General features: G+C 31.4%; 11 protein-coding genes. 9 read left to right on the top strand and 2 right to left on the bottom strand.

Annotation, left to right across the window (positions count from 1 at the left end; genetic code table 11):
• From Q1A15_RS00995 to Q1A15_RS00985, 3 genes are read left to right on the top strand one after another with little or no spacing between them, the layout of a single operon-like run.
• Complete coding sequence (locus Q1A15_RS00995; protein ID WP_299617464.1) at nucleotides 1–1,008, top strand: 4-hydroxyproline epimerase; 1,008 nt, start codon at nucleotides 1–3, stop codon at nucleotides 1,006–1,008.
• Nucleotides 1,009–1,010: 2 nt separating this feature from the next.
• Complete coding sequence (locus tag Q1A15_RS00990) at nucleotides 1,011–2,258, top strand: FAD-dependent oxidoreductase (RefSeq protein WP_299617462.1); 1,248 nt, start codon at nucleotides 1,011–1,013, stop codon at nucleotides 2,256–2,258.
• Between the two features lie 12 nt (nucleotides 2,259–2,270).
• Nucleotides 2,271–2,825, top strand: coding sequence for a 5-formyltetrahydrofolate cyclo-ligase (locus tag Q1A15_RS00985; protein ID WP_299617460.1), 555 nt, complete (start codon nucleotides 2,271–2,273; stop codon nucleotides 2,823–2,825).
• Nucleotides 2,826–3,164: 339 nt separating this feature from the next.
• Here the strand turns inward: Q1A15_RS00985 and rho are convergent, their stop codons facing one another.
• Nucleotides 3,165–4,901 carry a transcription termination factor Rho gene (gene rho / locus Q1A15_RS00980; RefSeq protein ID WP_299617458.1) on the bottom strand — a complete coding sequence of 579 codons (1,737 nt, stop codon included), beginning with the start codon at nucleotides 4,899–4,901 and terminating at the stop codon, nucleotides 3,165–3,167.
• Between the two features lie 202 nt (nucleotides 4,902–5,103).
• Between rho and Q1A15_RS00975 the strand changes: the two genes are divergently transcribed.
• From Q1A15_RS00975 to Q1A15_RS00960, 4 genes are all read left to right on the top strand, one after another.
• Entirely contained in the window at nucleotides 5,104–5,535 is a 432-nt protein-coding gene (locus tag Q1A15_RS00975; RefSeq protein WP_299617456.1) for a DUF4293 domain-containing protein, read from the top strand.
• Nucleotides 5,536–5,836: 301 nt separating this feature from the next.
• A complete protein-coding gene (locus tag Q1A15_RS00970; protein WP_299617454.1) occupies nucleotides 5,837–6,496 on the top strand; it encodes a response regulator transcription factor in 660 nt (219 codons plus the stop codon).
• A gap of 181 nt (nucleotides 6,497–6,677) precedes the next feature.
• Nucleotides 6,678–7,382 carry a hypothetical protein gene (locus Q1A15_RS00965; RefSeq protein ID WP_299617452.1) on the top strand — a complete coding sequence of 235 codons (705 nt, stop codon included), beginning with the start codon at nucleotides 6,678–6,680 and terminating at the stop codon, nucleotides 7,380–7,382.
• Between the two features lie 69 nt (nucleotides 7,383–7,451).
• Entirely contained in the window at nucleotides 7,452–9,245 is a 1,794-nt protein-coding gene (locus Q1A15_RS00960) for an ATP-binding protein (RefSeq protein ID WP_299617450.1), read from the top strand.
• A 7-nt stretch (nucleotides 9,246–9,252) separates the two neighbouring features.
• Here Q1A15_RS00960 and Q1A15_RS00955 read toward each other — a convergent pair whose 3' ends face one another.
• Nucleotides 9,253–9,747 carry a metallophosphoesterase family protein gene (locus tag Q1A15_RS00955; protein WP_299617448.1) on the bottom strand — a complete coding sequence of 165 codons (495 nt, stop codon included), beginning with the start codon at nucleotides 9,745–9,747 and terminating at the stop codon, nucleotides 9,253–9,255.
• Between the two features lie 202 nt (nucleotides 9,748–9,949).
• On the opposite strand from Q1A15_RS00955, the gene truA reads away from it, so the two are divergent.
• Nucleotides 9,950–10,684 (top strand): tRNA pseudouridine(38-40) synthase TruA, encoded by a 735-nt coding sequence (truA, locus tag Q1A15_RS00950; RefSeq protein WP_299617446.1) that lies wholly within the window; start codon nucleotides 9,950–9,952, stop codon nucleotides 10,682–10,684.
• Between the two features lie 57 nt (nucleotides 10,685–10,741).
• On the top strand, nucleotides 10,742–12,451 hold the full coding sequence (locus tag Q1A15_RS00945; RefSeq protein WP_299619757.1) for an ABC transporter ATP-binding protein: 1,710 nt from the start codon (nucleotides 10,742–10,744) through the stop codon (nucleotides 12,449–12,451).
• Nucleotides 12,452–12,506: the final 55 nt, after the last annotated feature.

The following is a 12,506-nucleotide window of genomic DNA, read 5'->3' as shown; positions in this document are numbered from 1 at the left end:
ATGAGAAGTGTTTTTACTTGCATAGATGGTCATACATGCGGAAATCCAGTTCGTGTAGTAAAAGAAGGAGGTCCTAAGCTTATAGGAAACTCTATGAGTGAGAAACGTCAGTATTTTTTAAAAGAATTTGATTGGATTCGCAAAGGTTTAATGTTTGAACCTCGAGGTCATGATATGATGAGCGGAAGTATTTTATATCCGCCACAAGATCCAAATAATGATTTTGGAATCTTATTCATCGAGACTTCTGGTTGTTTACCTATGTGCGGACACGGAACTATTGGTACAATTACAATAGCAATAGAAGAAGGTTTAGTTACTCCAAAGATTCCTGGTGTTATTAAAATGGAGGCACCTGCGGGTCTTGTGGAAATTGAATATAAAGAAGTTGAAGGAAAAGTAGTTTGGGTAAAACTGAAAAATGTAAAGAGTTATTTGGCTGCGGAAGAATTAACTATTGATTGTCCAGAGTTAGGTGAATTAGTGTTTGATGTAGCTTATGGAGGTAACTTTTATGCCATTGTTGATCCACAAAAAAACTTTTCAGGAATACAAGATTTTACTGCATCTAAAATTGTTCAGTATTCTCAGCATGTTCGAGAAGCGATAAATAAAAAATATCCGAATCAATTTGTGCATCCAGAGAATGAAACCATACGAGATGTAAGTCATATGTTATGGACAGGCGAACCGTTAGATCAAAAATCTTCGGGTAGAAATGCAGTTTTTTATGGAGACAAAGCCATTGATAGAAGTCCTTGTGGTACTGGAACTTCAGCAAGAATGGCTCAGTTGTTTGCTAAAGGAAAACTAAAAGTAGGAGAAGGGTTTGTTCACGAAAGTTTTATCGGAAGTACTTTTATTGGTAGAGTAGAAGAGGTAACTAAATTAGGAGTTAAAAACGCAATTATTCCTAGCGTACAAGGTTGGGCAAAAATATATGGTTACAATACCATTATTATTGATGATGAAGATGATCCTTATGCTCACGGATTTCAAGTGATATAAAAATGAAAAAGAGAATAGTAATAATTGGAGGGGGTATAATTGGGCTAAGTACAGCCTATTATTTGCAAAAAGAAGCAACCGAAGTTATTGTGGTTGATAAATCTAATTTTTCTTCGGGAGCTTCTTATGTAAATGCTGGTTTAATTACACCTAGTCATATTATTTCTTTAGCAAGTCCTGGGATAATCACAAAAGGAATAAAATGGATGTTTAATTCTTCTAGTCCGTTTTATGTGAAAACAAGACTAGATTTTGATTTTTTAAAATGGTCTTGGTTGTTTAAACAGTCAGCAACTTCAGCAAAAGTTAAAAGCTCAATTCCGGTTATTCGAGATATTAATTTGCTGAGTAAGCAATTGTATGAAGAAATGAAAAGCGAAAATGTTTTTGATTTCTTTTATGAGAATAAAGGGCTGTTAATGCTTTACAAAACAGATAAAGAAGGTGAAGCAGAATGGAATGTAGGTAAAAAGGCTATAGAATTAGGACTTGAAGTAAATCTTTTATCAAAAGAAACGTTACAAAATATAGAGCCTAGTGTAAATTCAACTGTAAAAGGGGCAGTGCATTATTTGTCAGATGCACATATGACTCCGGTTGATTTTATGCAACAAATGAAAGATTATTTAATTCAAAAAGGAGTTGTATTTAAAACAGAAACTGAGGTTATCGATATTCAAATTAAATCGAATTACGCGACAACAGTAACAACTACAAATGGAGAATTGCAATTTGATGAATTAGTTGTAGCAACTGGTTCTTGGTCACAAAACTTATTAAAGAAAATACAATTACAAGTTCCTGTACAAGCAGGAAAAGGATATCGAATAGAAACAGCAACACCAACAAATATTAATTTACCGTCAATTTTGTTAGAAGCAAAAGTTGCGGTAACACCAATGGAAGGAGTTACTCGTTTTGCGGGTACGATGGAGTTGGGAGGTATTAATCATAATATCAATCCAAAAAGAGTTAACGCTATAGCAAACGCAGCAGAAAGTTATTACGATCAAGTAAAAATAACTACAGAAGAAAAAACTAATTCAAGTTGCGGTTTAAGACCATGTTCCCCCGATGGTTTGCCGTATATCGGTAGAGTTTCTAAACTTACTAATGTTACTGTAGCTACAGGTCATGCTATGATGGGATGGAGTTTAGGTCCGGCTACAGGAAAATTAATTTCAGAAATTATTTTTAATAAACCAACAAGTATGGATATTTCGCCTTTTCAAGTAGAGCGATTTTCTTAATATCTTTGTTTCATGAATAAAAATGAACTGAGAAAAATCTATAAGCAGAAACGAAAAGATTTATCCTTTGAATCTATAGAAAACCTTCAAAAGAGCATTTATAATCAAATTTATAATTTTGATTTTAGCAAGGTTCAAAATATTCACATTTTCTTACCAATCGAAAAGCAAAAAGAGATTAATACATATCCTATAGTCTCTTATTTAAGAAGCATTAATAAAAATATAATTATTAGTAAAAGTGATTTTTCTAATGCTACTTTAACACACTATTTTTTCGAAGAAGATACAACCTTAGTTATTAATCAGTACGGTATTCCTGAGCCAGAAAATGCGCTAGAGATTAATGTAAAAGAAATTGATTTGGTTTTTGTACCACTACTTATTTCAGATGAAAAAAAATATAGAGTTGGTTATGGGAAAGGTTTTTATGATCGTTTTTTAAGCGATTGTAAAACTACTGTACAAACTATAGGATTAAACTTCTTTGCTCCTATAACTTCAATCAATAATTTAAATGAATTTGACGTGCCTTTAGATAAGGTGATTTATCCAGAAGTAGAATAGGTGTAAAAAATAAAGATTTGGATAATAGTGAATTATCCAAATCCATAATGTCAATCGGGGGAAGTGACAATATATTTGAGCCTGTCTATTTAATATAAATATGTTAAAATCGCTCCCAAATTATTAAAATGCTTGTGACCAAAATATATGCCCCATACTTCTGTAAATAAAGATATAATGTTTATCTTCTTGTGTGCTAAAAGTTTAGATGAATGACGTTTAAGTTTCGATGAAAGGCATTTATCTTTCGATCTGTAAATTAACATATGTTAATTAGGTGTAAAAAAAATACCCATTATTGGGTATTTTTTTATGGTATTTTTTTATCAAAAACTAATACTATCCGTTCATTGAGATTAAGAACTCGTCGTTATTGATAGATGTTTTAATTCGTTGTTGTATAAATTCCATAGCTTCAATAGGATTCATATCAGCTAAATATTTACGTAATACCCACATACGTTGTACTGTTTTCGGATCTAATAATAAATCATCTCTACGAGTACTAGACTTAATTAAGTCAATAGCTGGGTAAATTCTACGGTTAGCAATGTTACGCTCTAATTGAAGTTCCATGTTACCAGTTCCTTTGAATTCTTCAAAGATTACTTCATCCATTTTAGAACCTGTTTCAGTTAAAGCGGTAGCTATAATAGTTAAAGAACCTCCGTTTTCAATGTTACGAGCCGCACCAAAGAAACGTTTTGGTTTGTGTAAAGCATTAGCATCAATACCTCCAGATAAAATCTTACCAGAAGCTGGTGCTACAGTGTTATATGCTCTGGCTAAACGAGTAATAGAATCTAATAAGATTACTACATCGTGACCACATTCAACTAAACGTTTTGCTTTTTCTAGTACGATGTTAGCTACACGTACATGCTTATCAGCAGGCTCATCGAAAGTAGAAGCCACTACTTCACCACGAACACTACGTTTCATGTCTGTAACTTCCTCAGGACGCTCATCAATTAATAATACAATTTGATAAACTTCTGGGTGATTCGCAGCAATTGCGTTTGCAACATCCTTTAATAACATGGTTTTACCAGTTTTAGGTTGTGCTACTAACATACCACGTTGCCCTTTACCAATTGGAGAGAATAAATCCATTATTCTAGTTGATAAAGAACTTCCTTTTTCAGCTAAATTGAATTTTTCATTAGCGAAAAGCGGAGTTAAATGTTCGAAAGAAACACGATCTCTAACGATGTTAGGATTTAATCCATTAATCTTAGATACACGAATTAAAGGGAAATACTTTTCTCCTTCTTTTGGTGGACGAACATTTCCTTTTACAGTATCTCCTGTCTTTAAACCAAATAATTTAATTTGAGATTGAGATACATAGATATCATCTGGAGACGATAAATAATTATAGTCAGAAGAACGTAAGAATCCATAACCATCTGGCATCATTTCTAATACACCTTCGCTTTCAATAATTCCATCAAATTCAAAATCAGGATCGCGATAACGGTTACCGCTCTTGTGTTTAGGTCCTTGATTTTTATTTTGGTTTTGATGTTTGTTATTATTGTTCCTATTCTGGTTATTATTCCTGTTCTGATTATTATTCCTGTTCTGGTTATTATTTCTTTGTTGCTGATTATTATCGTTTTGAGACTTATTATTATCAGCGTTTGAATTTTTATGACCTCTATTAGAATTCTGGTTATTACTATTAGAATGAGAATGTTGAGGTTTTTTAGGCTCTTGCTTTACAGTAGTAGCAGTAGTAGTACTAGGTGCAGCACTAGGTTTAGAAGAACCTGAAGATTGTTCAACAGATTTAGTAATACGTTTTCTCTTAGGTTTATCTGCTTTTGGTTCTGCTTTAACAGGTTTTTCTGTTTCTTTTTTCTCAGCAGGCTCAGCAGGCTCAGCAGTTTTAGCTTTTGTAGCCGCAGGTTTTGTTTCCTTTTTCTGTTCTTTAGAAGCTTCAGCTTGAGCGTCTAAAATCTTGTAGATAAGGTCAAGCTTTTTCAATTGGCTTGTCTTTTTTAAACCAATTGTTTTTGCAATTTCCTGTAGTTCAACTAATTTTTTAGCTTTTAAATCCGAGATTTCGAACATTAGTATATTTTTAAATTATAAGTATCTTTTTTGAAAATAAGGGGATGAAAATTAGATCTTTTGGTATTTTTCTTGAAATGCTTACTTGTAAATAAGTAAGTGGTGTGAGGTATCCTTACTCGACAAATATAGATAAATATTTTGATTTGCAAAGTTTCTTTTTAAAAAAAGAAAGTGTAAATTTGCATTCCAATTTTTTAATATGATACAAAGAATACAATCGTTATACCTACTAATCGCCGGAATTATTTCTGGAGGTTTAACCTTTGTTTTTAATGTTTGGAGTACTGCTAAAGGTGCTACCTTTTCATTAGACTTTCTTCATGCTACATCTTTTTTAGAAAAAAGTATTCCTGTAGCATTTTTTGTATCGGCTCTATTATCTGTAATAACCATATTCTTATTTAAGAATAGACAATTGCAATTTGTATTAGGGCGACTTAATATTTTGACAAACTTTTTTTTATTAGGGGTGTTGGTATATTTGTCTCTAACATTATCTGGAGAAGCTGCGGTTTCTGAGAAAGGTATTGGGATGTTCATACCTATTGTTTCAATTGTTCTGCTAACATTAGCGAACATAGCCATTAAAAAGGATGAAGATCTTGTAAAATCTGTAGACAGATTACGATAAACCTAACATCTTAATATATTTAGTGCGAATAAACCGAGAATAATACTATTCTCGGTTTTTTTCTGTTATAAAGATATTATGTTAAAAAATGGCGTTTCATTACCCTTTTTTAGAATTTTTTGAATGAAAAGCTAAAATTTTAATCGCTACATTTGAAATCACAATTGTAGATAAATAAAGGCCTCCACGATATCCTTCTAAGGGTTTACCCTTAGACGCTCAGGGTAAACCCTGAGAAGGTTTTCAGGGTGTTTGTAATTTGGCTACAACGCATTAACCTTATAAATTTGTACATGTAACAATGATAAAGAAAATCAAAGTTCATATCGCTGACGATCATCAAATTATTATTGACGGAATTTCAGCGTTAATTAAAACAGAAGATGACATTGAGTTAGAAGGCTACTCACTCACGGGAAAAGATGTTGTAGAATGGGCCCGAACCAAAAAAGCCGACGTTCTTGTACTTGATATTAACATGCCAAAATTAGATGGTATAGGTGTTTTAAAAGCGTTTAAAAATAGAAGCGTAGATCAAAAGACCATTATACTATCTGGTTTAAGCGACCCGAAGCTTGTTCAAGAAATGATTGCACTTGGTGCAAAAGGTTTCATAGAAAAAAGCTCGGCAAGCGACCACATAATTAAAGCTATCAAGGCGGTACATCGTGGCGAAAAGTATTATAGCGATAATATAAAAGAAAGTTTATTCGATTTATATATTAATGATACCAAAACCGACGATGCAATTAAGAGTAGTTCTGTTGTAGAACCACTTACCGAAAGAGAAATTGAAGTCTTAAAATTGATCACTCAAGAATTAAGTACTTCAGAAATAGCAAAGAAATTAGACCTAACGGTCAAAACAATAGAAACTCATAGAAGAAACTTGTATAAAAAGTTAAAAGTGAAAAATGTAGTAGGTTTGGCAATATATGCTGTTAAAAATAATATAGTTTAATCGACCTCCCTTCAATTTTATATAGAGGTTCCCCGTCCTTATATATGTTCCCCCCCCCTCAGAGACTGTATTATCTATATATTGTCGGGCCTACTACTTTTTCACATTTTTTAAAAATGTAGTCCCCCCGAATTCTACCTTTTTTAAAAGTTTATAATCCATTTTTTAAAATTTAAGTCCCATGACAAAAAGATACATACCTTTTTTAATGATAGTTGCTACATTAATTTCATCTTGTAGTACAGAAGATAATGATGTTTTAAATACTGAAGTAGAGGGTGTTAATAAATCTCTAATCCAGTCACAAAAAATAAGTAGAGATGCTAACGGTAAGTATACCGTAGATTATACATTAGCTAAAAATGCACAAGCAAATTTAGATAAAGATTCAAATATAGATGTTACAACGTTAAATGTATTCGAAACAAAAAATGACGTTGTAAATAGAAATACAAATAATTCAGCTGAATTAGATCTGAAAAACGATAAATTAGAATTACAAGTAGTTGAAAATGGAGAAGAAAGAAGATCAATTACTGTTGAAGATGAGAATGTAATTCTAGCAAAAGGTGAAATTAGTACTAACTTTTTACAAACATATAGTGTTGAAAGTTTTGGAGACGGTCAATATGTATTAGATTTTACAGTACGTGATGGAGTTCAAGTAGAATTTAAATATAACGCAGACGAAAATATTTATGAAGTACACTTAAAAGAAGGAGTGTCAAAAACTACTTCTTTTACTAAGTTATATAACAAAACTGAGTATTTACCATTACAAATAGATTTTGTAAATTACTTAAAAAATGACGCTCAAGTATTATCAAGAGTTGCGGAAGTAAGAACTCAAAGAGTACCAAGACTTATTTGGGAGACTGCTTATTAAATTAATATAATTAGCCATATTATGGTAAATGTGAAAAACATTGTCCCCCTTGTTTTTATATTTTTATGTTTGAAAGTTAAAGCTGAGTCTGCCCACTCAGCTTTAACCTCTTATAGTTATATCCAAAAGGTACAAGATAGTACCTCTATTAGAGTATATGAATATGCAAATATTCTTTATGAACAGGAAAATTACACAAAATCTCTTGAAAAAATATTGCCATTAGCTAATAAGGATCTGGGAAATAAGATTCTTGAAGCTAAAGTCAGTTTACTTATTGGTAAACTTCTACTTGAAGATTTAGCAAATAAATCATCCTTTAATACCATAGGTGATTCACTTTTAAATAGAATTGAAGAAGAATTAGTTAAGGATAGTATAGGTAAAACAGTTCCAATAGCTTTTAAATATCTAAAAAAATCACTGAAGACATTAGATAGTAATAATTTTATTAGTGAGACTAATGAAGATCAGGATGTTTTGAAAGCAGACATTTACTTTTTAATGTCAACATATTATTCAAGAAAAAAGAAGTTAGATAGCGCAAAATATTATTTGAAAAAGATTTCTGATATTAATAATGTTTCATTTGAGATTTTAGGTTTCAAAGCAAAAACATATTCTCATTTAGGTAATATAGCTGTTTTAGAGGATAGTTTATCTATTGCTGAAAGGTATATGAGAAAATCGATACAAATTAATACTGATCTTGAAGAAAATATGTCTGTTGCTTTGGGATATACTAATTTAGCGACAGTTTATATACAAAGAAAAGAATACAAAAAAGGTAGAGAGTTGTATGGAGAGGCTCTTACTTTTTTAGAAAATGAAAAATCACTAAAAGCAGTTCGATATAAAGAGATATTATATGACAACATTGCTTGGGCTTTGTATAATTTAAAAGATTATACTGCATATGATTTTGTTACAAAATCATATGCAATCAGAGATAGTTTGAAAGATAATGAATTAAAGAAAGAATTAAATAGAATTTTAGCAAAGAACGATGTAAATATAGTACAAGAAAAAGCTGACGAACAACAATCGAAACAAGAACAAAAAACTTGGATTGTTGGTACTACTGGAGTTCTAATTTCTATTTTACTATTATATCTAGCCAACTTATATAAATTACGCCAACGTAATTTAAGTTTAAAACTTTCGCAAAACGAATTACGCCAACAACGTAGATTAGAACGTTTAAATTCTCAGGCTCAAGTAAAAATTCTAAATGCTACTCTCGATGGTAAAGAAACAGAGCGTAAACAAATAGCGGAAATTTTACACGATAATGTAAGTGCATTATTATCTTCTGCAAACATGCATTTAGAAGCTACACAAAAACAATACGGAGATAACATACCCGAAGAGCTTCAAAAAACACAACAAATTATTACCGAAGCTTCAGAAAAAATACGTGATTTATCACATAATTTAGTTTCTTCTATTCTGTTAAAGTTTGGTCTTGAATACGCAATAAAAGATGTAGCTAAAAAATTCTCAAACTCAGAAATCAAAATAAGTACAGCAATAAGTAATGTATATCGTTATTCACAAGATTTTGAAATTAAAGTATTTAATATTATACAAGAATTAGTGAATAATATTTTAAAACATAGTAACGCTAAAAACGCATACATTATGTTAGAAGAAGAATTAGATGCAATAAACCTTATTGTGAAAGATGATGGAGATGGTTTCGATCAAAAGTCAGATGAAGAAGCTGGTATTGGTTTAAACCAAATTAAAGCAAGAATAAAAATGATGAATGGTAATTTCCTTATAGAATCGTCTAAAGGAAACGGAACAAAAGTTATAGTTAGTATTCCTGTAATTAGAAATCAAGAAATGGCTTTAGCGTAAACGATTTTTAGTTTTTAGCCAATTCAATTACTTCCATATTCTGAATTTCACCAGAATTAAGTTCAAAACGAATCATAGTGCGTACTTTATGAAAACCATGTTTTCCAGCAGCTCCAGGATTTATGTGTAACAAATTAAATTGCTTGTCAAACTGTACTTTCAAAATATGTGAATGTCCACAGATATAAAGTTTAGGTCTGTTTTCTTGTAATTCTTTATACACACGAGGTTTGTATCGTCCAGGATAGCCACCAATATGCGTCATCCAAACTGTAACACCTTCAACTTCAAAAGCATTATTTAAAGGGAATTCAGCACGAGCTTCGGCATCATCAATATTACCATACACAGCACGTAAAGGTTTGTGTTCTTTAATGGTATCGGTAACATGTAAATTACCAATATCACCGGCGTGCCAAACTTCATCAGCTTGCTTAACAAACTTTAAAATTTGATCGTCGATATAACTATGCGTGTCCGATAATAGTAAGATTTTTTTCACAATACGAAATTACAAAGAATCTTTAGTTTATGAATTATCGAAGTCGAAGAACAAAAGACATATACTTTAAATTAGTATTAACATTAGTTTATTTCAGTGTATTAGCAGAAAAAAGATATACTAAAAGTTATTTTTTTAAGAAAATCCTAAATAATTCAACCAAATAAAATGCGTAGTTTAGCTCTTTAAAAAAAGGATTTCTTTGCGATATTTTTTAGAGTTAGCATACCACGGAAAAAACTATTATGGTTGGCAAGTGCAACCCGATGTAATTTCGGTTCAAGAGAAGTTAACCAAAAGTATAAGTACAATTTTACGACAAGAGGTAACTATTGTTGGAGCAGGTAGAACCGACACAGGTGTGCATGCCTCGCAAATGTATGCACATTTTGATGTAGACTTAACGCTAGACGATAATTTTACATACAAACTCAATGCAATTTTACCCAACGACATTGTAATATACCGAACTATAGCAGTGGCAGAAAATGCACATGCGCGTTTTGATGCTTCGAGTAGAAGTTACGAATACAAAATATGGTTAGGTAGAAATCCGTTTGTATTAGATACCACTTGGCAACTTAATTACAAAAATATTGATATAGAAGCCATGAATACTGCGGCTGCATTATTATATGAGTACGAGGATTTTGAGTGTTTTTCGAAAGTAAAAACAGATGTAAGAACATTCGACTGCGATGTAACACATGCAAAGTGGGTACTAAAAGGAAATGAGTTGACATTTTTTATTTCGGCAAATCGTTTTTTAAGAAATATGGTAAGAGCAATTGTAGGTACATTACTAGACGTAGGTTTAGGAAAAATTAGTATCGACGATTTTAAAGCTGTAATAGAAAGTAAAAACAGAAGTAAAGCAGGTGTTTCGGTACCTGCAAAAGGATTATTTTTAACAGAAGTAACATACGATTATATTTAAACTGTGAGTAAAAGTAGTACAGGAAAAGCATTTGATATTAAGATTTTTGCACGACTAATGAGTTTTGCAAAACAATATCGTTTTCAATTTTGGGTCGCTACGATATCAACAATATCGTTAGCAATATTCGCCGCTGCAAGTCCAGTGATTTTGTATAGGGCCATAGACGATTTTACCGTAAATAAAGACTTAGCTCGATTGCTATTCTTTACCATGGTAATGTTAGGCGTATTATTAATACAAGTATTATTACAATTTTCATTTATCTATTATGCCAACTGGGTTGGACAACATATTATAAAAGATTTACGTACCATTATTTTTAAAAATATCTTACGATTTAAAATGGCGTATTTCGATAATACTTCAGTAGGAAAGTTAGTAACGAGAGTAGTTTCTGATATCGAAACTATTGCAAACTTTTTCTCTCAAGGAGTATTTATGATTGTAAGTGATGTGCTTAAAATGTTGGTTGTTGTAATCGTAATGTTTGTAATCAACTGGCAATTAGCTTTAATTGCTTTAGCGGTATTACCGATCTTAATTTACGCAACAAAACTATTTCAAATAGCGATTAAAAAAACGTTTCAAGAAGTACGTAATCAAGTAGCAAATTTAAACGGATTTGTTCAAGAGCGCGTTACTGGAATGAAAATCGTACAATTATTTAATAGAGAAAAAATAGAATACGAAAATTTTAAAGCGATTAACGACAAGCATAAAAAAGCACACGTTAAAACGGTTTGGTATTATTCTATTTTCTTTCCAATTGCTGAAATTTTATCATCGGTAGCCATCGGACTAATCGTATGGTATGGAGGATTACAAGTAATTGCAAAAGATACCATTACTGTAGGTGCTGTAATTAGTTTTGTGCAAATGGCACAGATGTTATTTAGACCATTACGACAGATCGCAGATAAATTCAACCAATTACAAATGGGAATTGTTTCTGGTGAACGTGTTTTTAAGGTAATTGACACAGAAAGTTATATTGATAAATCAGGAACTACTCCAGCAACTAATTTAGAAGGAAATATTCAGTTTTCTGATGTTAGATTTAGTTATGTTGAAGGAGAAGAAGTATTAAAAGGAATTTCTTTTAACGCTACAAAAGGTGAAACAATAGCTATTGTGGGTTCTACAGGAGCAGGGAAATCTACAATTATTAATTTAATAAGTCGTTTTTATGAAATTGATAGCGGTACTATTTTAGTAGATAATACACCTGTACAGCAATATAATTTAGATAGTTTACGAGAACAAGTAGCTGTGGTATTACAAGATGTATTTTTATTTTCAGATTCTATTGTAAATAACATTACTTTAAAAAATGATGCAATTTCTTTAGATGAAGTAAAAGAAGCCGCAAAACAAATAGGAATTCACGATTTTATTGAAAGCCTACCAAACGGGTATCATTATAATGTAAAAGAACGCGGAGCGATGTTATCTTCTGGTCAGCGTCAATTAATTGCATTTTTAAGAGCTTACGTAAGTAATCCGAGTATTTTAATCTTAGACGAAGCAACATCATCTGTCGATACAGAATCTGAACAAATGATTCAGTATGCTACCGATAAAATCACTAAAAACAGAACTTCGATAGTTATTGCGCATCGATTGGCAACAATTAAAAAAGCAGACAAAATTATCGTAATGGATAAAGGAAAAATTGTCGAATTAGGAAATCATCAAGAACTTTTAGAGAAAGAAGGTTATTATAGAAATTTATACGAGAAACAGTTTGGTGAAGAAGTCGTGTAATTATCTGCATTAAATTTGCACAGTTAGATCAAAATCTTACATTTGCTACTCAATC

Origin of the sequence: uncultured Tenacibaculum sp. (assembly GCF_947495995.1) — a bacterium.
In the GTDB taxonomy this organism is placed as follows: Bacteria; Bacteroidota; Bacteroidia; order Flavobacteriales; family Flavobacteriaceae; genus Polaribacter.
Note: the sequence above shows the minus strand (reverse complement) of the source record. Positions and strands in the feature narration are given on the sequence as shown.

Coding starts and splice junctions, on each gene's coding strand:
- Q1A15_RS00965 (WP_299617452.1), top strand. CDS start 6,678: ATGACAAAAAGATACATACCTTTTTTAATGATAGTTGCTACATTAATT.
- Q1A15_RS00985 (WP_299617460.1), top strand. CDS start 2,271: ATGAATAAAAATGAACTGAGAAAAATCTATAAGCAGAAACGAAAAGAT.
- Q1A15_RS00975 (WP_299617456.1), top strand. CDS start 5,104: ATGATACAAAGAATACAATCGTTATACCTACTAATCGCCGGAATTATT.
- Q1A15_RS00945 (WP_299619757.1), top strand. CDS start 10,742: ATGAGTTTTGCAAAACAATATCGTTTTCAATTTTGGGTCGCTACGATA.
- Q1A15_RS00990 (WP_299617462.1), top strand. CDS start 1,011: ATGAAAAAGAGAATAGTAATAATTGGAGGGGGTATAATTGGGCTAAGT.
- Q1A15_RS00995 (WP_299617464.1), top strand. CDS start 1: ATGAGAAGTGTTTTTACTTGCATAGATGGTCATACATGCGGAAATCCA.
- rho (WP_299617458.1), bottom strand. CDS start 4,901: ATGTTCGAAATCTCGGATTTAAAAGCTAAAAAATTAGTTGAACTACAG.
- Q1A15_RS00970 (WP_299617454.1), top strand. CDS start 5,837: ATGATAAAGAAAATCAAAGTTCATATCGCTGACGATCATCAAATTATT.